We start from the raw sequence: 24,193 nt of genomic DNA on the forward strand, positions 1-24,193 counted from the left end.
GTGGATCGGCGGCACCCGGACGCGTGGTCGGCGATCGTCGAGCTGCTGGTGGCGAACGGGGTGGACACCTGCTTCGGGCTGCCCGGCGACGACCTGGAGCTGCTCCGCGCCCTCGACGCCGCCGGCCTGGACCTCGTACCGTGCCGCGACCAGCGCAACGCGATGTACATGGCCACCGGGTACGCGCTGCAATCGGGCCGACTCGCGGTCTGCGCCCTGGGCAAGGGCCCGGCCGTCACCCACGCGGCCACCGGGCTGCTGGAGGCGCGCGAGTCCGGTGCGCCCGTGCTGGTGCTCGCCGCCGGCACGCCCGAACGCCGCCGGGGCAGTGGCGGGTTCCAGGAGCTGGACCAGGTCGCCGTGACGGCGCCGCTGGTCCGCTGGGCGCACCGGGTGGGGCACCCGGACCGGGTCGTCCCCGCGACGGTCACGGCCCTGACCCGGGCCGTGGGGCCGCCGGCCGGGCCGGTGTACCTGGAGGTGCCCGATGACGTCCGCACGGCCGAGGTGCTCGTCCCCGGAGCGCGGCCGGGCCTGCCGGAACCGCTGTTCCCCGACTCCGGTCCCGACTCCGGTCCCGACTCCGGCTCCGACTCCGTGCCGGCGACGGCTCCGGGGTCGGCCCTGGCCGCGATCCGCGCGAGCCGGCGTCCGGTGCTGCTGGTGGGCGGCGGGATGCGGCACCGCAACGGCGGCGGCGCGGTCGAGCGCTTCGCCGACCGCCTCGGCGCGGCGCTGTTCACCACCGCGTCCGGCCGGGGCGCCGTGGACGAGCGCCACCCGCTGTTCTGCGGCGTGGCAGGCCTGTACGCGGGGCGCCCGGCCCGGGAGTTGTGGTCGTCCTGCGACCTGGTGGTGTCGCTCGCCGGCCGGCTGGAGGAGACGGTCGTCGAGGGCGGGGAGCCGTGGCCGCCGGTCCCGGTGGTCCAGGTCAACCTGGACCCGGGCGGGCTGTCGGCCGAGTTCCCGGGCCCGCGCGTGCTCGGCGACGCCCGGCACGCCGTGCTCGGCTGGACGCGCGCGCTGGAGGAGGACGGCGGGGCCGGGCGCGCGGAGGCGACCGGCGCCTGGTCGGACGCGATCGCCACCGCCCGCAAGGCCATGGAGCTGGACGTGGCGGCCGAGTTGGCCCGCGCGGCGACCCTGCCGGGGATCCGCGTCGCCGAGTTGCTCGCCGCGCTCGACGCCACCGCCGGCGGGCCCCGGGTGCTGGTCCAGGAGAACGGGCTGCAGGACATGTGGTCCTACGGCTTCCCCTTCCGCGTCGGCGGCGGGTCGGTGGTGCCCTCGGAGCAGACCCCGCTGGGCTTCGGCGCGGCCGCGGCCATCGGGGTCAAGCGGGCCGCCCCGGACCACGAGGTCACCGCGTTCGTCGGGGACGGCGCCTTCCTCGCCGCCCGCGCGGACATCGCCGCCACCGCGCGCGCCCACGGCGGCGTGCTGTACGTGGTGCTGTGCAACGGCGGCTACGGCTGGCTGGACGCCCAGCGCGCCCGCCTCGGCCTCGACGCCGAACGCCACGCCTTCACCCGCCCGGGCGCGCCGCCACCCGCCGTGGACGGGCCGGACATCCACTGCCGGGTGCTGCACGACAAGGCCGCGCTCACCGACGAACTCCGCACCGCCCGCCGGTTCTGCTCCCGGGGCGGCACCGCCGTGCTCCTGGTGCCGGTCTCCCCCGACGACGTCCTCCCGGCCGTCCGCGACGCCGGGGTGGTGCCCCAGTGACCCGCACCGGAACACCGACGGGGACCGGGTACGGCCGGTACCGGCGCCGGGTGGTCGTCACCGGCTACGGGGCGGTGACCCCGCTCGGCCACAGCGCCGAGGAGACCTGGACGGCGATGCTCGCCGGGCGCAGCGGCATCGCCGCCGTGGACGCGATCGACGTGACCGGTCTGGACGTCCGGATCGGCGGCCAGGTCCGCGGCTTCGTGCCCGGCCGCTACATGCCGCCGGCGGTCCGCCGCCGCACCGACCCGTACGCCCAGTACGCCCTGGCCGCAGCGCTGGAGGCGTGCGGGCAGGCCGGGCTCGTCGTCGACGACGGCCTGGCGCCGCGGGTCGCCGTGGTCATCGGCAGCGGCTACGGCCCGGTCGGGTCGATCTACCGCGCCGCCGACACCCTGCGCGCCAGGGGGCCGCGGGCGATCAGCCCGTTCGCCCAGGTCACCACCGCCATGGACAGCGCCGCCGGGGAGATCAGCATGCGCATCGGGGCCCAGGGGCCGAGCCGGGCCCAGAGCACGGCGTGCGCCAGCGGCGCGGACGCGGTCGGCGCGGCGATGCGCATGATCGCCGCCGGCGAGGCCGACGTCGTCCTGGCCGGCGGCGCCGACGCCTGCGTCACCGCCGTCGACCTCGCGGGCAGCGGCAACGCCCGCGCGCTGTCCCGGCGCAACGACGACCCGACGGCGGCCTGCCGACCGTTCGACGCGCACCGCGACGGGTTCGTGATGAGCGAGGGAGCCGCCGTGCTGGTCCTGGAGGCCGCCGAGACCGCCGAACGTCGGGGCGCCACGGCGCTGGCCGAACTCGCGGGCTACGGGGCGAGTTCGGACGCCCACCACTGGACCGCCCCGCACCCCCAGGGGCGGGGCGCGTGCCTCGCCGTCGAGGCGGCGTTGCGCGACGCGGAGATCACCGGGGCGGACGTGGACTACGTCAACGCGCACGGCACCGGGACGCTGCTGAACGACGCCACCGAGACGGCGGTGCTGCGCCGGGTGCTGGGCGAGCGGGTCACCCGGATCCCGGTCAGCTCGACCAAGTCGATGACCGGGCACATGATCGGTGCCGCCGGGGCGGTCGAGCTGGTGGCCTCGATCCAGGTCCTGCGCACGGGCGACGTCCCGCCGACCGTCAACTGCGACGAACCGATCGACCCGGAGATCAACTTCGTGCCGCACCGGGCGCAGCACCACGAGCGCGTCCGGATCGCACTCAGCAACTCCTTCGGCTTCGGCGGCCACAACGCGGCCCTCGTGGTCCGCGCGGTCTGAGGCCGGGCCGTGAACCGCCGCCCGGAGCCGCCGCCGAGCCCCGCCGCCACGACCGGCCCGACCAGCCCGACCAGCCCGACCAGCCCGACCGCCGCGACGGGCCCGACCGGCAGCCCGACCGGCAGCCCGACCGACACCGTCACCCGGAGCGGGCCGCTGACCTGGGTCCAGCAGTGGCACTGGTTCGAGCGCACCGTGCCCCCGGCACGCCGGGTGAACCCGACGCCGCTCGCCGACCACTGCCACGTCCCGCCGTCGGCCTCCCTCGCCGACGTCCATGCGGCGCTCGCCGCCCTGACCGCCCGGCACGAGGCGCTGCGCACCACCGTCGATCCGCTGTGCCCGGTCCAGCACGTGCACCGCGCGGACTGGGCGCCGCTGCCGGTCGACCACCTGGAGGTCCCGGTGGTCGACACCGCCACCCTGGAGGCCGCCACCGCGGCACTGGCCGCACGCCCGATCGACCCCGAGCGGAACCCGCCCTGGCTCGCCAGGGTGCTGCTGACGGCAGGGAAGCCCCGGGCGGTGCTGATCGCCGCCCACCACGTGCTGATCGACGGCTGGGGGCTGGCCGTGCTGCTCGACCAGCTGCACGGCCAACTGCTCGGCGCGGAAGCCCCGTTGGGGACGTCCGCGGACCCGCTCGACGCGGTCGCCACCCAGGCGCCGGAGCGCGCCCGCGCGGCGGAGCGGGAGTGGCTGACGCGTCTCGCGGACAACCCCACCGGGGTGCTGGCCCCGTTCGGCGGATCCGCGGACGGCACCGGGCGCCACCGCCTCCAGTACCGCTCGGTGGACGCGTACCACCACCTGCACCGACTCGCCCGGCGCCACCTGGCCAGCCCCGAGGTCGTCCTGCTCGCCGCGCTGGCCCACGACGTCGCCGCCCGCACCGGCGAACTCCGCTTCCTCGCCTCGGTGGTGGTCTCCAACCGGGCCCGGGCCGCCCTGCGGAGCAGCATCGGGGTCCGAGCCCTGACCGTCCCGGTGCAGATCGACCTCCGTCCGGGCGCGGCGTTCGGCGAGGTGGTCGCCTCGGTCGCCGCCGCCTCCGCGACGGCCTACCGGTACGGTCACTGGCGGCCCGCCGAACTGGTCGCCGCCCAGGCGCGGACGGACCGGCGGCGCGGGGTCAGGACCGTGCCCACCATCGAGTACAACTGCTACTCCTGGCCGCGCGGTTACCTCGTCCCCGGGTATCTCGTTCCCGGGTATCCCGACCCCGGGTCCCTCGACCCCGCGGGCCCGGTCCCGGCGCCGGGCGCTCCGCCGGACGGGTACTCCGGCCGGCTCCGCAGCACACCCGACGAACCCTGCGACACCCTCTACGTCGACCTCGCCCTCGACGCGGGGGCCGTCACCCTCGACGTCACCGTCGGGGACCAGCTGCTCGACGCCGGGCAGGCCGCGGCCCTGCCCGTCCGGCTGTGCGCCCTGCTGCGCGCGGCGGCCGACGGCGCCGAGTGCCCCGTCCCGGCGCGCCCGACCGCACCGGCCGCCCCCGGGTGGTGGCGCGCCCCGCAGGGCTGGGTGCGCCCGGCCGCGGTCGCGGCGGTGCTGCGCGACTGTCTTGGGGTCCTCGACGTGACGGTGGCACCCGGTTGGGAGGTGACGGGGGCGGACGAGGAGCCGCACCTCGTCGCCCGCGCCCGCACCGCCCCCGGGGTCACCCCGGAGGACCTGCACCGCCACGTGCTGGACCACCTCGACGAGGTGCCCGGCCTGCTGGCCCCGGGCCGCTACGTGCTGTCCCAGGCCGGGGCCGGCGCCACCACCACGACCCGCACCGAAGCGCTGCGGGTCCCGCGCCGCCCGCCCGTCACGGCCGCCGAACGGGCGCTGGCCGCCGCCGTCGTGACCGCCGCCGCGCCTGGCGGACCTGACGGCCCGGATGCCGTGGACCTGAACCGCTGCCTGGCCGACCACGGCGTCACCCTGGTCGCCGTCCCCCGACTGCTGGCGCTGCTCCGCCGGTCCGGCTTCACCGGGATCGCCTCGGACGAGCTGGCCGGAACGGCTTCGCTCGGCCACCTCGCCGCCGCCCTGGAGCCCGTACCGCCCGTACCACCCGCAGCACCGCCCGCAGCACCGCCCCCGCCGCCCGGTCCACCCGCCGCACCGCCCGCAGCACCGCCCCCGCCGCCCGGTCCACCCGCCGCACCGCCCGTAGCGCCACCGCCCCTGCCGCCCCACGCCCACCGTGCAGGAGGGACCTCACCATGACCGCGCCCCGCAGCACCGCACCGCCCGTGGACCGCCTGGCCCCGTGGGCCTTCGCCGCCTTCGTCGAGGCCAACACCCACGACACGGCGTACCGCCCGCCCGTGGTGGACGGCCCGGTCGGGCCGACCATCGTCCGCAACGGCCGCGAGCTGGTGAACTTCGCCAGCATCAGCTTCCTCGACCTGGAGCGCCACCTCCCGGTGCGGCGCCACTTCGCCGAGGGGGCGCTCGCCAACGGGCTGAGCACCAGCGGCTCCCGGATGACCCAGGGGATCTGCCGCCCGCACCAGGTGCTGGAGGAGACGATCGCCCGGCACACCGGCAAGGAACGCGCCATCAGCTTCGCCACCGGACTGCTGGCCAACATCGGCTTCGTCCACGCCATGAGCAGTTCCGCGCACTTCGACGACGGGATCGAGGTCCGCAACCACGACACCGTCTTCGTCGTCGACCGGGACGTCCACTGGAGCATCTGGAAGGGCCTCCAGGGGCTGGCCTACGGCCGCCACGTCCACGCCTTCCGGCACAACGACGTCGCCGACCTGGCCCGCGTCCTGGGCCGGGTCAGGTCCCGCAAGACCGTGGTGATCGCCGAGAGCATCTACTCGGCCGACGGCACGATGGGGCCGATCGTGGAGATCCTCGACGAGTGCGACCGGCACGGCGCCGTCAGCATGATCGACGACGCCAACGGCTTCATGGTCTACGGGCCGGAGCACCGCCCGTACGCCCGGGAGGCGGCCGCGATCCGGGAGCGGGCCGACTTCGTGATGGTGTCGCTGTCGAAGGCCGTGGGCCTGGAGGGCGGCGCGATCGCCGGTCCGGCGGCGGCCGTCGACGCCTTCGAACTCCTCTCCGGCACCTCGATGTTCACGGCCGCCATCCAGCCGCCGACCGCCCACGCGGCCGACCGCACGATCGCCGCCCTGGCCGGCGATCCCCGGATCGTCGACGACTACCTGGCCCACGCCGCCCGCCTGCGCCGGCAGATGCACGAGGCCGGTACGGCGACGACGCCGACCGAGTCGTACATGCTCTCGGTGCCGATCGGGAACGACGCGGCCGCCCTGCAGATGCGGGAGTGGTTCGTCGAGGACGGCTACCTCGTGCCGGTCTTCTCCTACCCGGCGGTCGCGCGCAACCGGGCGCTGCTGCGCCTGTTCCCGCACGCGGGCCACACCGAGCAGCAGTTGGACGGCTTCCTGCGCACCCTCGTCGACTACCGCCGGCGCCTCGGGGTCTGAGGACCACACCGGCTCGGCCCGCCCACCCCGCCCCTCAGGGAGGAACCCGTGATGAGCAACGACGACATCCTCACCGCCATCGCCGCGATCGTCGAGGAGGTCCTCGGCGTCGACTCCGCCGACGTGAGCCCCGAGACCTCCTTCGCCGACGACCTCGACGTCGACTCCCTGGCCATGATGGAGATCGCCGTGGCGGTGGAGGACAGGTTCGAGGTGAAGATCCCCGACGACCGGGTCAGGGAGCTGCGGACCGTCGGCGACGCGGTGGACTACGTCGCCGGACACCGGTGACCGCCCCCGGGACGCCCGCCGGGACCGTCCTCGACCGCTTCCGGCTGGACGGCCGCGTCGCCGTGGTCACCGGCGCCTCCTCCGGCCTGGGCGTGGCCTTCGCGACCGCGCTGGCCGAGGCCGGCGCCGACCTCGTGCTCGCCGCCCGGCGCACCGAGCGGCTGGAGGCCGTGCGCGCGACCGTCGAGCAACTCGGCCGCCGGGCCCTCGCGGTACGGACCGACGTCACCGAGCCGGCCGACTGCCGCGCACTGGTCGACGCCGCGGTTCGCGCCTTCGGGCGGCTGGACGTCCTCGTCAACAACGCCGGGATCAGCAGCGAACACCCGGCGGAGGAGGAGACGCCGGAGCAGTTCCGCGAGGTCATCGACACCAACCTCAACGGCGCCTACTGGATGGCCCAGGCCGCCGGCGCGGTGATGCGGCCCGGCAGTGCCGTCGTCAACGTCTCCAGCATCCTGGCCCTGGTCACCGGCGGGCTGCCGCAGGCCGCCTACTCGGCGTCCAAGGCCGGGCTGCTCGGGCTCACCCGCGACCTCGCCCAGCAGTGGACCCCCGGCCGGGGCATCCGGGTGAACGCCCTCGCCCCGGGCCTCTTCCCCTCCCCGATGACCGACGGCTACGCCGAGGGCTACCTGGAGACGGTGCTGCCACGGGTGCTCACGGGCCGCCTCGGACGGCCGGAGGAGCTCGCCGCGGCGCTGGTCTTCCTGGTCTCCGACGCGGCGTCCTACATCACCGGCACCACCCTCACCGTCGACGGGGGCACCCACATCGCCTGACCCCGCGCCGACCACCGACCACCGACCACCGCGAACGGAGCTGTCCATGGTGTCCACGGTGCCGCTCGGCGGGCCCGGCGGCCGGCTCGGCCGGTCGCACCTGCGGCGCCTGGTCGTCGGCCAGGGCCTGGCGGCCGTGACCGACGCGCTGTTCATCGTGTGGCTCACCCTCTTCGTGCTCGACCTGGCGGAGCCCGGCCTCGCCACCGGGTTCGTCCTGGTGGCCGTGGCACTGCCCCGGGCGGTGCTGCTGCCGCCCGCCGGAGTCCTGGTCGACCGCCTCGGCCCCGACCGGGTGGTGGCTGCCGCGGCCTGGCTCCGGGTCGCCGTGCTGCTCACCCTCGGCGCCCTGGTCACCTTCGCCCCGCCGTCACTGACCACCGTCGCGCTGCTCGGCGGCCTGCTCGGCGCCGCCGACGCCGCGTACTTCCCGGCGGCGCTGGCACTGCTGCCCGCCGTCGTGCCGACCGAGCAGCTCTCCCGGGTCAACGGGCTGGTGCAGGGCGCGGAGTCGGGGGGCGACCTGGTCGGCCCGGCGGTGGCCGCCGGCTGCATCGCCGCGGCCGGGTTCCCCGCCACGCTCGGCGGGATCACGGCGATGGCCGCCCTGGCCGCCGCCGCGTTCAGCACCCTCGTCCGGGTGGTCCAGCGGGCCAGCGGCCCCGGAGCGGAAGCCGCACCGGACGGCACCGGCACCGCCGACGAGCAGCCCGGCAGCCTGCGCGCCCTCACCGCCGGGCTGGGGTACGCCTGGCGCGAGCCCGTGGTCCGGGGCATGCTCGCGGCCATCGCCCTGATCAACCTCGCGGTCGTGGGCCCCGTCCTGGTCGGCGCCGCCGTGCTCGCCGACCAACGCCTCGGCGGCGCGGGCGCCCTGGGCATCGTGCTCTCCGGCTTCGGCGCCGGCTCGCTGGCCGGTTCACTGGCGGCCGGCTGGCGGCCGCCGTCCCGGCGCGGCCGGACCGTGGTCGGCGGCGTCGCCGCGATCGGCGCCGGCATGGTCGGCCTCGCCGCCGTCACCCAGGTCCTCGCCGCGACGGCCGTCGCCTCGCTCATCGGCCTCGGCTCCGGCTTCCTCGGCGTGGTCGTCGTGGCCACCCTCCAGGAGCGGGTGCCCGAGCACCTGCTGGGCCGGGTGCTCAGCCTCGTCGTCCTGGCCACGGTGGCGTTCGACCCGTTCTCGTACGTGCTGGCCGGTGCCCTGCTCCCGTACGGCACGGCCACGCTCTTCCTGGCCTCCGGCGGCGCCGTCCTGACCTGCGCCGCCCTGGTCGCCACCAGCCCGGCGGTCCGTTCCCTGCACTGACCGTGTCACCCGGCGGGTGCGGGTCGGGCGGGCCGTCCGGACCGGCACGGCCGGCCCGACCAGCACCCCGTACCCCGCACCCGACACCCCGCACCCGACACCCCGCCGCGCACCACCGCCCCGACCGCCGGGCCAAAGCCGCCGGTCAGGTCGCGGGGACGGGCCGGAGCCGGTAGGCGTCGCCGTGGGCGACGACCCGGCCGGCGGTGGGCGGGGCGAAGTGGGTGCCCAGCAGCAGGGTGTCGGTGCCGGCCAGGGAGGCGAGCAGCGCACGGCGGGTGGCCTCGGAGCGCCGGGGCTCGATGTCGACGCAGGCGCCGATGGCGGGGTGGGCGAGCTGCACCGGGTGGTGCACGCAGTCGCCGGTGATCAGCGCGGTCTCACCCCGGTCGGCCAGTTCGACGGCGATGTGCCCGGGGGTGTGGCCGGGGGTGGGGATCAGCCGCAGGCCCGGGACGATCTGCACGCCCTCGGCCGGGACGTCGACCAGGTCGAGCAGTCCGGCCCGTTCGACCGGGAGGACCGAGTCGCGGAACATCTGCGCGCGGGCCTCGTCCATGTCGTAACCGGCCCAGAACTCCCGTTCGGCGCGGGCGGTGAGGTAGCGGGCGGCGGGGAAGGTGGGCACCCACGCGCCGTCCTCCCAGCGGGTGTTCCAGCCGACGTGGTCGGCGTGCAGGTGGGTGAGGACCACCAGGTCGACGCTCTCCGGTGCGAACCCGGCCGCGGTGAGGCGCTCCAGGTAGTCGGTGCGCAGGTCGTGCCAGGCCGGGTTGGCCCGCTGCTTGCCGTTGCCGATGCCGGTGTCGACCAGCACCCGCAGCCCGTCCACGACGAACGCGAAGCTGTGGCTGTCGAGGTGGAGGACGCCGTCCCGGCCGGCGAAGTCGGGGTGCAGCCAGTCGTGGCCGGCCACCACCTCGGGGGTGGCGTCGGGCAGCAGCCACGGCCCGGTCGCCGGCGGCAGCGGGACCTCGTCGATGCGGTGGACGGTGAGGTCCCCGACGGTCCAGGAGGGGGCGGTGGTGGCGGCGGAGGGGGTCTGCATGGTCGGTCGATTCCTTTGCTGTGCGGTGGACGTGATTCAGCGGTCGGAGCTGGTCGCAGCCGGCCGGCCCAGGCGCCGTGACACGGCGAGGGCCGCGAGGGCCGCCACGGCGAGCAGGGCGGCGACGGCGGCGTAGGCGTGGGAGGTGGCCCCGAGCCCGTACTGCCGGGTGGCGGCGCCCGCGGCGATGGCGGGCAGGCTCATGGAGAGGTAGCTGAGGACGTAGTAGGCGGCGAGGGTCGCGGCGCGGTCCCGTTCGGCGAGCGGGGCGAGGAGCAGGCGCAGGGTCCCTTGCGAGACGGCGCCGAAGGCCAGGCCGGCCAGGGCCGCACCGCCGTAGACGGCGGGGGCTCCGACGCCGTGCAGTCCGGCCAGGGTGAGGGGCGCGGCCGGCAGGACGGCCAGGCAGCCGACGGTGACGGTGGCGCGGGGGTCGGCGTGGCGCAGGGCCCACACGGTGAGGGTCGCGGTGGCGCTGAGGGTGAAGAAGACCAGGCCGCGGGCCGCCTGCGGGGCCCCGGGGGCGACCAGGCGCACCAGGGCCGGGCCGAGGGAGGAGTAGAAGCCGCCCAGTGCCCAGACGGCGACGACGGCGGTGCCGGTGGTCAGCAGGGTGCGGCGCGCGGCGAGCGGGAGGGCGAGTCGCGGACGCAGCGACCGCAGCGCGCCCGGGTGGCGGCGGGCCGTCTCGGCGGTGAAGGCGACGGCGATCGCCTGGGCCGCGAAGAGCGCGGCCAGCAGCACGTAGACCGTGACGGTGGGGGCCGGGGCGAAGCGGACGAGGAGGGTGGAGCCGAGGACGCCGGCGGCCATGCCGGCGACGGGGGCGATGGTGTTGGTCAGGGCGGAGCGTCCGGGGCGCCGGGGGTCCGTCAGGTCGAGGAGGGCCGCACCGGCGGCACTGGTGGCCACGCCGGTCGCCGCCCCTTGCAGGAGGCGGGCCGCGGTCAGGGGGCCGGCTCCGTCCGCCGAGGCCAGGAGCAGCATCGAGGCGGCCTCCGCGAGGAGTGCACCGGCCAGTACGGGGCGCCGTCCCAGGTGGTCGGAGAGCACGCCGGTGGTGAGCAGGGCCGACAGCAGGGCCAACGAGTACGCGGCGAACACCACCGTGACGGCGAGCGCGGAGAGGCCCCAGCGGTCCTGGTAGAGGGGGTACAGCGGTGTCGGGGCGCTGGACGCGGCCAGGAGGGCCACCAGGACCGACGCGTCGAGGGCGAAGGTTGCCGCGCGGTTCCTCCGGTGGGCGCGACCGGCCCGGAGCGGGCAGTGCGCCGAAGTGCCGGACGTGACACCGGACATGGCGCCGGACATGGCGCCGGACGCGGGACCGGACAGAGGGCCGGGCATGGGACTCCCTCCCGTAAAAGCAATGTGTTTGCGTTAAGTGACGATAGAACCTACAGTCGCACTAACGCAAGCCGTTAGCTTTTAGCGGGGCGCTTCGCCGTTCCCGCCCGATCGGAAGAGGGATCCGCCGTGTCCTCCCCCGCACTCACCCCGCCCGAGGCCGCCCGCTGGGCCGCCCTGGCCGGACTCCCGCTGCCCGACGACCGCCACGCCGAGGTCGCGGCCACCGCCGACCACATCCGCTCCGTCGTCGCCGTCCTGCGCGAACTGGACCTCGGGGACACCCCGCCCGCCAGCGCCTACCGCGCGACACAGGAGAACGCGGGCAGGACGCGGGAGCACCCAGGCCCCCGGAACGCGGGCACCCGGAACGCGAACACCCAGGAAGTGGAGCAGAACGATGCAGCCGTATGAGCTGACCCTCGCCGACGCCGCCGAGCAGATCCGGGAACGGCGGCTGTCCCCCGTCGAACTGGTCGACTCCGTCCTCGACCGCATCGACCGGGTGGAACCGCAGGTCGGGGCCTACGTCACCGTCACCGCGGAGCAGGCCCGCGCCGCGGCGCGCGAGGCCGAGCGGGAGATCGCCGGGGGCCACCACCGGGGGCCGCTGCACGGCGTCCCGGTCGGCCTCAAGGACCTGATCGACGTCGCCGGCCTGCCCACCACGGCCAGCTCCCGGGTCCGGGCCGACCACCGCGCGACCGCCGACAGCACGGTCGCCGCCCGGCTGCGGGCCGCCGGCGCCGTCCTGGTCGGCAAGACCCACACCCACGAGTTCGCCTACGGCCTGACCACCCCGCAGACCGGCAACGCCTGGGACGGCTCCCGGGTCGCCGGCGGCTCCAGCGGCGGCTCCGCCGTCGCGGTGGCCGCCGGGGCGGCGACCTTCGCACTCGGCACCGACACCGGCGGCTCGATCCGGGTGCCCGCCGCGCTCAACGGCGTGGTCGGCCTCAAGCCCACGTACGGCCTGGTGCCCCGCCACGGCGTCACCTCGCTGTCCTGGTCCCTCGACCACGTCGGGCCGATCACCCGCACCGTCGAGGACGCCGCCCTCGTCCTGACCGCCCTCGCCGGGCACGACCCGCGCGACCCCGCCTCGCTGGACTCCCCCGCCGTCGACCTCCGCCCGCAGCGGGACCGGGCCGGGGCCGCGGACCTGACGGGCGTGCGCGTCGGCGTGCCGAACAACCACTACTTCGACCACGTCGACGCGGAGGTGTCGGCCGCCGTCCACCGGGCCGTCGGCCACCTGGAGGAGCTCGGCGCCCGGCTCGTCGAGGTCGACATCCCGCTGACCCGCTACCTCCAGGCCACCCAGTGGGGCCTGATGGTGCCGGAGGCCACCGCCTACCACGAGCGCACCCTGCGCACCGTCCCCGAGCTGTACGGGGCGGACGTGCGGATCCTGCTGGAGGCCGGCGAGCTGATCGGCGCCGGCGACTACCTGCGTGCCCAACGCGCCCGGACCCTGATGCGCGAGGAGTGGGCCCGCGTCCTGGAGGAGGTCGACGTGATCGCCGCCCCGACCGTCCCGATGACCGCGGCCCGGGTCGGCCAGGCGACCGTCACCTGGCCGGACGGCACGGTCGAGGGCGTCTCCGACGCCTACGTCCGCCTCTCCGCCCCGGCGAACATCACCGGGGTGCCCGCCCTCTCCGTCCCGGTCGGCCACGACACGGCGGGTCTGCCCATCGGGATGCAGCTGCTCGGACACCCCCTCGGCGAGCGGACGCTGCTGCGGGTGGGCCACGCCTACGAGCGGACGCAGCCGGACCGGGCGCTCGCGCCGGTCGCCTGAGCCCGGCGCCTGGGGACGCGGCCGGCCCCGTCCCCAGGCCCGACCGCCCGCCCGCCTTCCCGCCCGCCGCGGTGATCCCCCGCTAAACGCAAGAACTGTGCTTTAAAGTGGTGCCATGAGTCGCAAGCAGATGGTGCGCCCCGGCGGACGCAGCGCCCGGGTCCAGGCCGCGGTGCACTCCGCCGTCCGGGAACTCCTGGCGGAGGTGGGCCGCGACGCGCTCACCGTCCCCCTGGTCGCCCAACGCGCCGACGTCACCCCCTCCACGATCTACCGCCGCTGGGGCGACCTGGCCGAACTGCTCTCGGACGTCGCCGTGGAACGGCTGCGCCCCGACGGCGAACCGGCCGACCACGGCGACCTGCGCTCCGACCTCACCGCCTGGGCCGAACAGTTCCTCGACGAGATGGCCTCCGCCTCGGGCCGCGCCTACACCCGCGACGCCCTGCTCGGCGACCCCGACGGCAGCAACGCCGGCCAGTGCTCCGCCTACGCGGCCGGACAGATCGACGCCATCCTCACCCGCGCGACCGACCGCGGCGAACCCGCCCCCGACGTCGAAACGACCATGGACCGGGTCGTCGCCCCGATGATGTACCGCATCCTCTTCCGCCCGTCCGGCCTCGACGCCGCCTACGCCCACCGCCTGGTGACCGACCTCCTCGGCACCCCCGAGGCGGACCGCCCCTGACCGGGTCGGCCGGTAGCGCGACGCGCGGGTGACGGCAACCGTCACCCGCGCGTACGTCCGTTCGGACCGGCCCGTCAGGCCGTCAGCCAGTCAGACCGTCTGTCGGTCGGAGCGTCAGGCGGTCACCCGGTACCAGTACCCGCCGGTGCGCAGGCCGACGTAGTGCACGTTGGTGCCCGTCTCCTTCGCCTCGTACATCATGTCCGCACCCGTGGCCGGGTCGGTTCCGGCGTAGAGCACCACGTGCACGGTGTTGTGCGCGGCGCTGCCGAAGTACTCGACGTCGCCCGGGCGGCGCTGGGCCTCCGTGATCGGGGTGAGGTGCTTGTCCAGGGTCTGCTCGCTGGTGTCGCCACCGTTGGCGAGGTCGATGCCCGCGCCGAACCAGAAGGCCGCGCGGACCAGGCCCGAGCAGTCCATGCCGACGGTGGTGTCCGCCGGGCAGGGCTGGATCGAGCCGGTGTAGCCGTCACAGGTGCCGAGCGACGGGCCGGGGCCCTCGCCGCGCAGCGAGTGGCCGCCGCCCCACACGTACGGGACGCCCAGGTAGGACTTGGCCGCGTTCAGGACCTTGGTGGAGTCGATCGGGCCGCTGGGCAGCGGGGTGGGCTTGCTGCCGTACAGGGCGTTCTTGACGGCCGTGCCGACGATGCCGTCGATGGTCAGGGCGTGCGCGGCCTGGAAGTTGCGCACCGCCGTGTCGGTGGCGGGGCCGAACTGCCCGTCCACGGTGAGGCGGCCCGCGTTGAAGGTGTTCAGCATGGACTGCAGGGTCTTGGTGCACGCGCCGGTGGCGCCCTTCTGCAGGTCCCCGCACTGGGTGCGCAGGTCCACCGTGCCGGCGGCGGCGGACGCGGCCGTGTCTATGGCCGCCTTGGTGGCCCGGCCGACGATGCCGTCCACGTCCAGGGAGTGGGCGGCCTGGAAGTCGCGCACCGCCGTGTCCGTGCCCGACCCGAACTGCCCGTCCACGGCGAGGTGGGCGCCGGTCTGGTTGAGCTCCAGCTGGAGCTGGGTGACGCAGCCGTCGACCTCCCCCAGGCGCAGGTTGGCCGGGCAGGACGGGGAGGTGATCGGTATCGGGGCCGGCACGGTCGCGGCGGACGCCGCCGAGGCGGTGAAGGCGCCGACGCCCGTCAGCACGGACGCCAGGGCCAGGCCCAGCGACAAGCGGCGCCGGGTGGGGAGGAGGGTGTTCACAGGCGGTTCTCCAAATCCATGATGATTCGTCAGAACTCTGCCTCACCGGCCGCCCGTACGGGAGGGGTGTGCCGTCCCATCCGTCGAACGGCCGCGTCTCACGGCACCCGCCCGGACGCTGGGACGGGCCGCCGCCCGGGTGCGGAGGCCTTCGGTCGCGGCCGCTGAACTGGGCCGACGGACGGAACGGCAGCGTCCGCCGCGGGCCTCGGCCACCGGGGGATCCGTCGCGTCCCGGCGCGCATCCCGGGAAGCCGTCCCGCACGTCCTCCCCACCTCGCGCATGGATCCGGCACGCACCGGCGACCCCCGCCCGGTCGCTCACCTCACGGGCCTTCGGCACCGTCCCGTTCGGCGGGCGCCGGGACACCACGACGGGACGCAGGGCGCGCAGCAGTACGGCTCGGTCGTCGCGCGCCTCCACGAAGACGCGAGGTGCTACCGGCTGCCTGGCTGCCTGACTGCCTGGCTACCTGGCTACCTGGCGTCGCCTCGGACCTCGCCGAGGAACCCCGGATCGGCCAGCCCCGCTTGCCCGGCGAGATCGGCCGCCACCCCGAGCACCTCGTGCATGGGCACCGCCCGTCGGGTCGTGGCCGCGAGGTCCGCCTGGGCCTGCTCGGACCACAGGAACGGGAACACCGCGATTCCCTGGGACGGGGTCAGGGCCGCGGCCTCGGCCCGCCAACCGGGCCAGCGCACACCGTCGTAGAAGGTCTCCGACCCGCCCGAGAGCAGCCAGGAGACCCAGGCCGAGTGGCCGATCTCCAGGGCCTCCCATTCGAGGGTGTCGGGAGCGAAGTAGGTGATCTGCCCCGGCGCGCCCGGACGGCCCGCCGCCGCGGGGTCGTGGCCGTTCAGCGCGAAGACCCCGCCCACGACGTCGTGGCCGACGACGAGGCCGTCCGCCGGGTGCCAGGCGGACTCGAAGGCCGCCGGAAAGCCGTTGACCCGGCCCAGGCTCGGCAGGCCCCCGCCAACCGGCGAGCCGCCACCGAACACCCGCACCCACCCGTCGTCCAGCAGCAGCCCGCCCGTGTCCAGAACCAGGGCACCGAGCACCGACCGCGCCGTGACCTGCAACTGCCGGAGGCACCGGTGCCCCTCGCCCCGGTCGGCCGGAAGCACCTCCACCGGCACGGCCGCCGCCGCGATCGCCGCCTCCAGCTCCGGCCACGCCGGATCGTCCACCTCGGTCAACTCGTCGATCTCTCGCATCCGAAGATGATCGCACCGAACCCGCCCGGCCCCGGCAGCCGTCCGCCGATCGGGCCGGCAACTGCCGGTGCCCGCTCGGCGCGTACCCGCTCGGCGCGTACCCGCTCGGGCCTTGCCGGTGCGGGGCCGGTAGTGTACGTCCGTGACGAATTCGACGCCCCCCGGTTGGTACCCGATCCCCGGTACGGACAACGCCTCGGGGTACGAACGCTGGTGGGGCGGCAACGCCTGGACCAACGAGGTCCGGCCGCTCCAGGGCACCGCCGTTCAGGGCGCCGCCGTCCAGCCCGACCACGGGTACGGCTTCGGCGGCCCCGGCTACGGCTACCCGGGCGGGCACACCGCGCAGGATCCCAACTACGGCTACCCCGCTGCCGGTTACGGGTACCCCGGCCCGGGCGGCCCCGCGTACCCGCCCCCGCCGCCCTCGCCGGCCCGCCGCCGCGCCCGGCCGGGCGTGATCGTCGGCGCCGTGGCGGGCACGCTGGCCGTGGCCGGGATCGTCGCCGCGTTCGCGTTCAGCCACGGCAACACCCCGCTGGCCGACCCGACCCCGGCCCCGACGCTCAGCGACTCCCAGGGCACCCTCCCCCCGCCGAGCCCGAACCCGACCCCCACCCCGGCACCTCCGGCACCCACCACGCCACGACCGGCGCCGTCCGCCACGGGCGTCGCGCCGGACCCGCAGCACGCCCTCACCGTCCCGGTCCTCGACGGCTGGGCCACCGAGTCCGACCGCCCGAACTGGTCGATGTTCGAAGGCACCGGCCAGTACAGCTGCAACGGTGGCCACCGCTGCGTCCGGGGGATGTTCGCCGTCAGCAAGGAGGTCGTCCAGGGCGCCACGGCCAAGGAGGCCGCCGACTCCGCGATGCCCGGCTGGGCGGGCGGGCTCTACCCCGGCATCACCCAGCACACCGACTACGGCTCGGCCCCCATGAGCGTGGACGGCGTGCCCGGTTACGTCGCCCGCTGGCACGTGCGCACCTCCACCGGCGCCCAGGGCTACGTCCTGCTGGCCACCTTCCAGGCCAAGGGCGGCGGTTACGTGGTGTTCGAGGGCTCGGTGGACGACGACGCGCTCTCCCCGGACAAGGGCGCGCTGGAGCGGATCCTCAGCGGCGTCCGGCAGTCGGGATCCGCCGCCACCACCTGACGTCCCGGGGCGGGCCGCCCTCCCTCACCCCGGCACCCCCGCAGGGGTTCGGCATCACCGCGGCGTTGACAGCCAGTCGGCCGTCGGGAGGCCGTAGGAGTCCGCCGGCGGCTCGGCCGGAAGCCGGACACCGGCATCGCACCGCAGCTCCGTGGAGAGCGCCTTGGCCAGTGCCAGGGCGGCGTCGGCCAGCACCCGGCGCTGGTGGGGCGTCAACTGCTCCTGGTCGTCGCCGTATCCGGCGGCCCGGCCGAGGACGATGACGCGCAGGAAGAAGGGGACCGAGAAGTGGTCGGCCTCATGGGGCTGGCTCCAGCAGCGGAAGTTGACCCTGGTGCCTTCGGCGACGAAGTTCCCGTGGCTGTCGTAGTCGTGGGCGAAGGACACCGACTCCAGGCGCAGCGAGGGCATCTGCTTCGGCACGGGCAGGTCCGGTGCCGGGGGCTCGGGATAGCCCTTGTCCTGGTTCACCAGCACGTTCACGAGCTGGTGTCCGCCCTGCTTGATACCACAGCTGCCCAGGAGTCGGCCGAAGTTGTCCAGGTGGTCCGTCAGCAGCGGGCCCTGCGCCGCCTCGACGTCCTCGTTGTCGACCATGAGCGCGCGCAGCGCCCGCTCGTCCAGGGTGCCGTAGCACGACGAACCGGGCACTGCGGCAAAGGACTCGGGCCTCCACTCCTGCCAGGCCGGCCACGCCCCCGCCAACACCCCGACCGCGACCGCCGCCACCCCCAGCCGCCGCCACCGCCCCAGCCTCCGGAACCAGCGGGGCCGACGGGGCCGCCCCTCGCCGGAACCGTCAGCACCGTCAGAACTCTCCGAACTCTCCGAGCTCTCCGAGCTCTCACAGTTCTCGGAACCCTCGATCTGATCAGCCGTCATCGCTCTCTCCCCCGCGCGCTGCTCACTTCCCGCCCCCACCCGACCGCAGTCGGCTCACGAAGCAACGTTACCGAGCCGGGAGCCGTCACCCCTGGGGCACCCCGACGCAGGACGCCGCTCCGCTACCGGGTGCCACGGCCGAGGGGCGGGGTGCGGGGGCGGAGGCTCTCGCCCTGCGGGCCGAACATGACCAGGTACTCGACCGGCTCGTCGGCCCCGGCGTTCGCGACGCCGTGGGCGGTACGGGTGTCGAACTCGGCGACGTCACCGGCGCCCAGCACGAGGTCCTGCTCGCCGAGGGCCAGCCAGAGCCGCCCGTACAGGACGCAGAGCCACTCGTACCCGTCGTGGGAGGACTGCCGGGGCCGGGTCGGTGGCACGTCGGTGGCGGGCAGGACGTGCTTGTGGGCATGCAGGCCTCCCACGTACCGGGTCAGCGGCAGCACCGCCTTGTCGGGGCCGGGGCGCCGCCGCCGTGTCGCGGCGCCCGGTCCGATCGTGACGGCGGGGGCGGCCAGGGCGGCGGCAAGGGTGGCAGGGGCGGCGGGGGCGGCGGGGGCGGTGCCGGCCAGCTGGTCGAGCGAGGCGCCGTACTCCTGCGCGAGCCGCAGCAGCACCTCCAGGGTCGGTCGGCGCCGGCCGGTCTCGACCCGCGACAGCGTGCTCAGCGCGATCCCGGTCGCGAGGCTGACACCGGTGAGGGTGGCCCCGCGCTGCTCGCGCGCGGCCCGCAGCCGGGGGCCGATGGCCGCCAGTACGTCGGCCGTACGGTCGTCCGTCACCGCTGCCCGTCTCCCTCCGGTCGTACCGCTCTCTCCGCCCTGTCCTGCCAGTTTGCCAGGATGTCAAGGATGCTCGCACCGACCCGGCCCAGCGCCGCATGATCGGTGGACGACCGCACCCGCCTGTCCACCGAGGAGTCGCGATGCACCACCCCGTGCCGTCCGCCGATCCGCGCCACCGCACCGTCGAGGGGCCCGCCGGGCGCCTGCACCTGGTCGAGCAGGGCACCGGGCCGCTGGTGCTGCTGCTGCACGGCTTCCCGGAGTCCTGGTACTCCTGGCGCCACCAGCTCCCGGCCCTCGCCGCGGCGGGGTACCGGGCGGCGGCGCTCGACGTACGCGGCTACGGCCGGTCCGGCAAGCCGGCCGGGGCGGACGCCTACCGGATGCTCGACCTGGTGGCGGACAACGTCGCCGTGGTCCGTGCCCTCGGCGAGGAGCAGGCCGTGCTCGTCGGGCACGACTGGGGCGCCGGCATCGCGGCGACCTCCGCCCTGCTGCACCCCGGGGTCTTCCGCGCCGTCGCGCTGCTGAGCGTCCCCTACGCGCCGCCCGGCGGCCCCCGCCCCGGCGAGGTCCTCGCGCAACTGGGCGGCGAGAAGGAGGAGTTCTACGTCTCCTACTTCCAGGAGCCGGGCCGGGCCGAGGCGGAGATGGAGTCCGACCTCAGGGGCTGGCTCGCGGGCTTCTACGCGGCCCTGTCCGCCGACACCATGCCCGGCCGGGACGAACCGGACCCGCACTTCGTGGCCCGCGCCGGCGGCCGGCTGCGCGACCGCTTCCCCCGGGGCGCGCTCCCCGGCTGGCTGACCGAGGAGGACCTGGACGTGTACGCGGGCGAGTTCGAGCGCACCGGCATGACCGGGGCGCTCAACCGCTACCGCGCCATGGACCGCGACTGGGCGGACCTCGCCCCGTACCGCGGCGCGCCGATCGAGCAGCCGTCCCTGTTCATCGGCGGAGCGCTGGACGCCTCCACGACCTGGCTGGCCGACGCGATCGCCGCTTTCCCCACCACCCTGCCCGGCCTGGCCGCCGCCCACCTCCTCGACGGCTGCGGGCACTGGATCCAGCAGGAGCGACCCGCGGAGGTCAACCGCCTGCTGACCGAATGGCTCGACACCCTCCCGGCCTGACGGCACGCCCCGGCCGGGGCGCAGGCCCTGCGGCCGTCACCAGTCCTCTGTGGAGGAACGGGGTTCGTACGGCTCGAAGTCCCGGTGGTCAAGGAGTTCCGAGACGGAGAAGGGGTGCCGGTGGTCGGTGAGATCGTCCATCGCACCAGTCAACCGCAGGCCGCTGACACCTCCCCGGCCGACCAGGCCGACGCGGGCCCGGAGCCGCGACCGCGGGCAGGCCCGGGCCCGCGGCTCCGGCGCAGCCGTCCGGATGAGAGGATCTCGCCGAAAGTTCTGTGCGAGGAGACACCGTGGACGACCGCTCGAAGCACGACCACACCGGCTGGGAGGAGGTCGTCCTCGCGGCCCGCGAACGTGCCCGCGCCCGGCAGGCCCGCATGGTCGAACGCTTCGGACTGTCGGGTGATGTGCAGTACCACTGGTCGCTGGACGATGCGCGGATCACCTGGTCGCGCGCCGGGGAGGTGTTCCTCGCCGGCCGTCTCACCATGATCGGCAGCGTCAGCCTCGCCCAGCAGTCGTGGCTGTGGTCCTGGGCGAACGAGTCGCTTCCGCCCGCGGTCCTCGGCGACATCGAACGGGTCCGGCGGTTCGGCGAGGAGAACGACTTTCCCGTCCTGCCGTGGCCGGGCTTCGACTCCCGCCCCGAGCTCGTCGCCGAGGCCCGAATGGTCGCGGCCTCCGTGCTCGACGCCGAAGGGCTGTGGGCGGAGTCCACGGACGACGTGCAACTCCACTTCCTGGTGCACGACTTGGCACCCGTCACCGGCTGACGACGACCGGCGCCCCAGGCGGGTGCACGTCACCGACCCCCGAACACCCTCGCCCACCGACCGCGCCTCCCCCGCCCCCTCCCCCGGGGTCGCGCCGCACCGGCACCGATTCGTGACGTGCCCCTGCCTAGTTCGTTCGCGCCCCGGTGTGGTGGGATGTGCTCGAAGGGTGACGAACGCAGGTGGGGGTGCGTGGTGCGGAGCGGACGACTGCTGGGGCTGGACGGGGACGCGGCGGATCTGATCGCCGTGGGCCTGGTCCGGCTGGGGGCCGAGGAGTGGCTGGGGACGACGGGCGGGGCGCCCGCCTGGGTGGGCGGGCTGCGCGCGGCCTCGTTCGCGGACGCCTGGCTCTCCTTCGGCGACACACCCGCCCCCGGACTGCGGGTGCCCGCCTCCGCGGTGGTGCCCGCCGTCGTCGAGCAGGCCGCCGAGCTGCTGCTGCGCTCCTGCGGGGACGACGCGGCGACAGCGCTCGGGTGGCTGGGCCAGCGGTCCGCCGAGGCCCGCGAGGAGGCCGAGCGGGAGGACCAGGCCCACCCCGCCGAGCCCTGCGCGCTGACCCTGGTGTGGCACGGCGTCCAGGCGCTGACCGCCGAGGACGGACCGGCCCACCGCCTCCGCGTGGAGGAGCGGGCCGAGGCCTACGTACGGGAGCGGCACCGCCGCCAGGACGCGCTGGCAGTGGTACTGTGCTGCGCCCGGATCGCCGCGGCCGCGCTGGTGGAGCTCAGCGAGGGCGACCCGGCCCGGGTGGACGGCTGGCTGGAGCAGGACGCGGCCCGGGCGATGCCCCTCGTCGCGCCCGTACCCCTCTGGGTGCCGGGCCGTCCCTGACGGCCGGCCGCGGCACCCAGAGGGGGAAACCGTCAGCGCGGGCCGGGGTCGCTGATCCCGGGGCGGCCGTTCTCCAGATGCCCGGCCCAGCGGCGCCGGAAGGCCGGGCCGTCCGCGGCGGCGACGGAGATGTCGTACCAGCGGTTCTCGTCGCGCAGCTCGAAGGTGAACCGGGCGTCGTCGCCGGGCCGCAGGGTACGGCCCTGCTTGGTGCCCTTGGCGTCCTTGGCGTCCTTGGCGTACGCGTTCTCGGCGGTGACGGTACGGGTCGTCTCGCCGTGGTTGGAGACCGTCACCCGCACCTTGTTCCCGGTGGGCTCGAAGCGGGCGACCAAGCCGCCCACCGTCCTGCCCTCGAACTCCTGCACCGAGCCGTTCGGCCCGTGGGCGACGAGGTGGTAGCCGGCGTCGGTCAGCGGCCAGTGGTCCTCGAAGCTGTCGCCGGCCGAGATGGTGTAGCGGCGCGGGGCGGCCGTCGGCGCCGTCCGATCGTAGACGTACAGCCAGGCGCCGACCGTGCCCTTGTTGTCCAGGTTGAGCTGGAACACCGTGGCGTCGTCGGTCTCGTCCTCGTTGACCCGCAGATCGTACGGGAGGGCGCGGGCCGGGCGGGTGCCGGGCTCCTGGGTGGGCATCCGCTGCGGCAGCGGCACCTGGTACGGCTTGCCCTGGGAGGCGATCGGCGCGGGCACGGGTATGGAGATCTTCCCCCGGTCGGCACCGGAGAAGTCGAGCGCCGAGGTGAGGTCACCGCAGACGGACCGCCGCCAGGCGCTGATGTTGGGCTCCTCGATGCCGAAGCGGGCCTCCAGGAACCGCAGCACCGAGGTGTGGTCGAAGGTCTCCGAGCAGACCCAACCGCCGCGCGACCAGGGCGAGATGACCAGCAGCGGCACGCGCGGGCCCAGCCCGATCGGCTGCAGCCCGCCACGGTCGGCGCCGGGCACCAACGGGCTCATCTCGCCCGGGTACTTGGCGAGGTCGAGCAGTTCGTCGCCGAGGCTCGCCTCCAGGTCGGTGGAGACCATGCCCTGACCGCCCGGCCGGCTGACGACCGGCGGCATCGGCGGCACGACGTGGTCGAACAGGCCGTCGTTCTCGTCGTAGTTGATGAGGAAGACCGTCCGGCCCCAGACCTCGGGGTTGGAGGTGAGCGCGTCCAGCACCAGGTTGATGTAGTACGCGCCGTCGGTGGGCGTGGCGGAGGGGTGCTCGCTGTACAGGTACGGCGGGACGATCCAGGAGACCTGCGGCAGCCGGCCGTTCTGGACGTCGGCCCGGAACTCCTTGAGCGTGTGGTCGGTCGCGCCCTTCTCCACGAGCGGACCGGAGGCGCCCTCGGCGACCTGGTAACGCTCGAAGAACATCAGCGAGTTGTCGGTGTAGTTGTCCGTCGGGGTGCCCGGCTCACCGGAGCCGCCCTGGTACAGCTTCCAGCTGACCCCGGCCTGCTCCAGCCGCTCGGGGTACGTCGTCCAGGTGTAGCCGTTCTTGCCGTTGCGCTCCTCCAGGCCGGGCCCGTTGGGCTTGCGGCCGTACGCGTTGCGCGGGTCGCTGGTGCCGGTCCACAGGTAGATGCGGTTGGGCGCGGTGTCGGCGTGGACGGAGCAGAAGTACGAGTCGCAGACGGTGAACGCGTCGGCGAGGGCGAAGTGGTACTTGAGGTCCTGACGCTTGAGGTACCCCATCGTCATGACGTCCTGCTTCTGGTTCACCCACTGGTCGTGGCGCCCTTCGTTCCAGGCGAGGTGACCGCTGCTCCACCCGTGGTCCGTCCCGGCCTGGTGCTCGGTGGTGTTCCTCGGGTCGATGTACCAGGGCAGCACCTCCTTCTCGGAGGCCGGCAGGCCGCGGTCGTGGTAACGGCCGGTCCTGACCGCGGCGGCGGGCTGGTGCCAGTTCGGCCGGCCGTCGGGCAGTGCCGTGGGCCGCGGGTCGTCGAACCCGCGCACCCCGCGGAGGGTGCCGAAGTAGTGGTCGAAGGAACGGTTCTCCTGCATCAGGATGACGACGTGTTCGACGTCCTTGATGGAGCGGGTCCGGCTGATCGCGGGCAGGGCCAGCGCCTTGCCGACCACGGGCGGCAACGCCCCGAGGCCCGCGGCAGCGGCGGACGCGCCGCCCAGCTGGAGAAAACGGCGCCTGTCGATGGAGGCCACGTGATGTCCTTCCCAGTCGTGCCATGCATGGGTGTTCCGAGAAGGCTCGAACATAGGCAGCGCACACGGGCCGTACACAGTCCGCCGGCGAACGCCGCGTGAGCTTTCGGCCAACTGTTGTCCAGTCAACTTCCCGCCGGGGCGGCCTACTCCAGTTCCCGCCGCACCCCGGGCGGCCGGAAACGCGAAAAGCCCCCGCCGGGTTCACCCGGCGGGGGCTTTTCTGAATGATTGTTCGGCGGCGTCCTACTCTCCCACAGGGTCCCCCCTGCAGTACCATCGGCGCTGTGAGGCTTAGCTTCCGGGTTC

The 24,193-nt window shown here is 75.1% G+C and carries 21 protein-coding genes and 1 rRNA gene; 14 read left to right on the forward strand and 8 right to left on the reverse strand.

The genetic code is table 11. The features are described 5' to 3' along the window. From AB0F71_RS32370 to AB0F71_RS32400, 7 genes are read left to right on the forward strand one after another with little or no spacing between them, the layout of a single operon-like run. Positions 1-1,728, forward strand: a complete 1,728-nt coding sequence (locus tag AB0F71_RS32370) for a thiamine pyrophosphate-binding protein (RefSeq protein WP_360242053.1) — start codon at positions 1-3, stop codon at positions 1,726-1,728. Continuing rightward, positions 1,725-3,002 carry a beta-ketoacyl-ACP synthase II gene (gene fabF, locus AB0F71_RS32375; protein WP_360242056.1) on the forward strand — a complete coding sequence of 426 codons (1,278 nt, stop codon included), beginning with the start codon at positions 1,725-1,727 and terminating at the stop codon, positions 3,000-3,002. Before AB0F71_RS32370 ends, fabF begins: the two co-directional genes overlap by 4 nt. 9 nt (positions 3,003-3,011) lie before the next feature. Further along, the gene (locus AB0F71_RS32380; protein WP_360242059.1) at positions 3,012-5,225 is read left to right on the forward strand and encodes a condensation domain-containing protein; all 2,214 of its coding nucleotides are present in this window, start codon (positions 3,012-3,014) and stop codon (positions 5,223-5,225) included. Continuing rightward, positions 5,222-6,469, forward strand: a complete 1,248-nt coding sequence (locus tag AB0F71_RS32385) for an aminotransferase class I/II-fold pyridoxal phosphate-dependent enzyme (RefSeq protein ID WP_360242062.1) — start codon at positions 5,222-5,224, stop codon at positions 6,467-6,469. The genes AB0F71_RS32380 and AB0F71_RS32385 overlap by 4 nt, the downstream gene beginning before the upstream one ends. Positions 6,470-6,520: 51 nt before the next feature. Further along, entirely contained in the window at positions 6,521-6,760 is a 240-nt protein-coding gene (locus AB0F71_RS32390) for an acyl carrier protein (protein WP_360242065.1), read from the forward strand. Beyond that, complete coding sequence (locus AB0F71_RS32395) at positions 6,757-7,542, forward strand: SDR family NAD(P)-dependent oxidoreductase (RefSeq protein WP_360242068.1); 786 nt, start codon at positions 6,757-6,759, stop codon at positions 7,540-7,542. The genes AB0F71_RS32390 and AB0F71_RS32395 overlap by 4 nt, the downstream gene beginning before the upstream one ends. Positions 7,543-7,588: 46 nt before the next feature. Next, a complete protein-coding gene (locus AB0F71_RS32400) occupies positions 7,589-8,848 on the forward strand; it encodes an MFS transporter (protein WP_360242071.1) in 1,260 nt (419 codons plus the stop codon). A gap of 145 nt (positions 8,849-8,993) precedes the next feature. On the opposite strand, the gene AB0F71_RS32405 is transcribed toward AB0F71_RS32400, so the two are convergent. Further along, positions 8,994-9,896, reverse strand: a complete 903-nt coding sequence (locus AB0F71_RS32405; protein WP_360242074.1) for an MBL fold metallo-hydrolase — start codon at positions 9,894-9,896, stop codon at positions 8,994-8,996. 36 nt (positions 9,897-9,932) lie between these two features. Beyond that, a complete protein-coding gene (locus tag AB0F71_RS32410; protein ID WP_360242077.1) occupies positions 9,933-11,243 on the reverse strand; it encodes an MFS transporter in 1,311 nt (436 codons plus the stop codon). Positions 11,244-11,372: 129 nt separating this feature from the next. Here AB0F71_RS32410 and AB0F71_RS32415 point away from each other — a divergent pair, with 129 nt between their 5' ends. From AB0F71_RS32415 to AB0F71_RS32425, 3 genes are all read left to right on the forward strand, one after another. After that, positions 11,373-11,657, forward strand: coding sequence for a hypothetical protein (locus tag AB0F71_RS32415; RefSeq protein ID WP_360242079.1), 285 nt, complete (start codon positions 11,373-11,375; stop codon positions 11,655-11,657). Further along, positions 11,644-13,047, forward strand: a complete 1,404-nt coding sequence (locus AB0F71_RS32420) for an amidase (RefSeq protein WP_360242082.1) — start codon at positions 11,644-11,646, stop codon at positions 13,045-13,047. Before AB0F71_RS32415 ends, AB0F71_RS32420 begins: the two co-directional genes overlap by 14 nt. 115 nt (positions 13,048-13,162) lie before the next feature. Next, the gene (locus tag AB0F71_RS32425; RefSeq protein ID WP_360242085.1) at positions 13,163-13,738 is read left to right on the forward strand and encodes a TetR/AcrR family transcriptional regulator; all 576 of its coding nucleotides are present in this window, start codon (positions 13,163-13,165) and stop codon (positions 13,736-13,738) included. 114 nt (positions 13,739-13,852) lie between these two features. On the opposite strand, the gene AB0F71_RS32430 is transcribed toward AB0F71_RS32425, so the two are convergent. Both AB0F71_RS32430 and AB0F71_RS32435 read right to left on the reverse strand, forming a co-directional pair. Then, complete coding sequence (locus AB0F71_RS32430) at positions 13,853-14,938, reverse strand: peptidoglycan-binding protein (protein ID WP_360242088.1); 1,086 nt, start codon at positions 14,936-14,938, stop codon at positions 13,853-13,855. Between the two features lie 477 nt (positions 14,939-15,415). Beyond that, positions 15,416-16,156, reverse strand: coding sequence for a DUF2625 family protein (locus AB0F71_RS32435; RefSeq protein ID WP_360242091.1), 741 nt, complete (start codon positions 16,154-16,156; stop codon positions 15,416-15,418). 142 nt (positions 16,157-16,298) lie between these two features. On the opposite strand from AB0F71_RS32435, the gene AB0F71_RS32440 reads away from it, so the two are divergent. Beyond that, positions 16,299-17,312, forward strand: coding sequence for a DUF2510 domain-containing protein (locus AB0F71_RS32440; RefSeq protein WP_360242094.1), 1,014 nt, complete (start codon positions 16,299-16,301; stop codon positions 17,310-17,312). 54 nt (positions 17,313-17,366) lie between these two features. On the opposite strand, the gene AB0F71_RS32445 is transcribed toward AB0F71_RS32440, so the two are convergent. Both AB0F71_RS32445 and AB0F71_RS32450 read right to left on the reverse strand, forming a co-directional pair. After that, on the reverse strand, positions 17,367-17,963 hold the full coding sequence (locus tag AB0F71_RS32445) for a hypothetical protein (RefSeq protein WP_360242097.1): 597 nt from the start codon (positions 17,961-17,963) through the stop codon (positions 17,367-17,369). Between the two features lie 353 nt (positions 17,964-18,316). After that, positions 18,317-18,976, reverse strand: a complete 660-nt coding sequence (locus tag AB0F71_RS32450) for a helix-turn-helix transcriptional regulator (RefSeq protein WP_360242100.1) — start codon at positions 18,974-18,976, stop codon at positions 18,317-18,319. A 143-nt stretch (positions 18,977-19,119) separates the two neighbouring features. Here AB0F71_RS32450 and AB0F71_RS32455 point away from each other — a divergent pair, with 143 nt between their 5' ends. From AB0F71_RS32455 to AB0F71_RS32465, 3 genes are all read left to right on the forward strand, one after another. Beyond that, complete coding sequence (locus tag AB0F71_RS32455; protein WP_360242103.1) at positions 19,120-20,112, forward strand: alpha/beta hydrolase; 993 nt, start codon at positions 19,120-19,122, stop codon at positions 20,110-20,112. A gap of 293 nt (positions 20,113-20,405) precedes the next feature. Then, positions 20,406-20,888: a DUF6882 domain-containing protein gene (locus tag AB0F71_RS32460; protein ID WP_360242106.1), complete on the forward strand. Its 483-nt coding sequence runs from the start codon at positions 20,406-20,408 to the stop codon at positions 20,886-20,888. A 195-nt stretch (positions 20,889-21,083) separates the two neighbouring features. Beyond that, the gene (locus AB0F71_RS32465; protein WP_360242109.1) at positions 21,084-21,725 is read left to right on the forward strand and encodes a hypothetical protein; all 642 of its coding nucleotides are present in this window, start codon (positions 21,084-21,086) and stop codon (positions 21,723-21,725) included. Positions 21,726-21,757: 32 nt separating this feature from the next. Here AB0F71_RS32465 and AB0F71_RS32470 read toward each other — a convergent pair whose 3' ends face one another. Together AB0F71_RS32470 and rrf are read right to left on the reverse strand one after the other, a co-directional pair. Beyond that, on the reverse strand, positions 21,758-23,884 hold the full coding sequence (locus AB0F71_RS32470) for a phosphocholine-specific phospholipase C (RefSeq protein WP_360242112.1): 2,127 nt from the start codon (positions 23,882-23,884) through the stop codon (positions 21,758-21,760). Positions 23,885-24,117: 233 nt separating this feature from the next. After that, positions 24,118-24,193, reverse strand: a 5S ribosomal RNA gene (rrf, locus tag AB0F71_RS32475); the annotation flags it as partial.

Origin of the sequence: Kitasatospora sp. NPDC028055, assembly GCF_040637885.1 — a bacterium.
In the GTDB taxonomy this organism is placed as follows: Bacteria; Actinomycetota; Actinomycetes; order Streptomycetales; family Streptomycetaceae; genus Kitasatospora.

What these genes read in the sequence shown, in the direction of transcription:
- AB0F71_RS32385 (WP_360242062.1), top strand. Translation starts at nt 5,222, where the DNA reads ATGACCGCGCCCCGCAGCACCGCACCGCCCGTGGACCGCCTGGCCCCG.
- AB0F71_RS32390 (WP_360242065.1), top strand. Translation starts at nt 6,521, where the DNA reads ATGAGCAACGACGACATCCTCACCGCCATCGCCGCGATCGTCGAGGAG.
- AB0F71_RS32400 (WP_360242071.1), top strand. Translation starts at nt 7,589, where the DNA reads ATGGTGTCCACGGTGCCGCTCGGCGGGCCCGGCGGCCGGCTCGGCCGG.
- AB0F71_RS32405 (WP_360242074.1), bottom strand. Translation starts at nt 9,896, where the DNA reads ATGCAGACCCCCTCCGCCGCCACCACCGCCCCCTCCTGGACCGTCGGG.
- AB0F71_RS32410 (WP_360242077.1), bottom strand. Translation starts at nt 11,243, where the DNA reads ATGCCCGGCCCTCTGTCCGGTCCCGCGTCCGGCGCCATGTCCGGCGCC.
- AB0F71_RS32420 (WP_360242082.1), top strand. Translation starts at nt 11,644, where the DNA reads ATGCAGCCGTATGAGCTGACCCTCGCCGACGCCGCCGAGCAGATCCGG.
- AB0F71_RS32425 (WP_360242085.1), top strand. Translation starts at nt 13,163, where the DNA reads ATGAGTCGCAAGCAGATGGTGCGCCCCGGCGGACGCAGCGCCCGGGTC.
- AB0F71_RS32435 (WP_360242091.1), bottom strand. Translation starts at nt 16,156, where the DNA reads ATGCGAGAGATCGACGAGTTGACCGAGGTGGACGATCCGGCGTGGCCG.
- AB0F71_RS32455 (WP_360242103.1), top strand. Translation starts at nt 19,120, where the DNA reads ATGCACCACCCCGTGCCGTCCGCCGATCCGCGCCACCGCACCGTCGAG.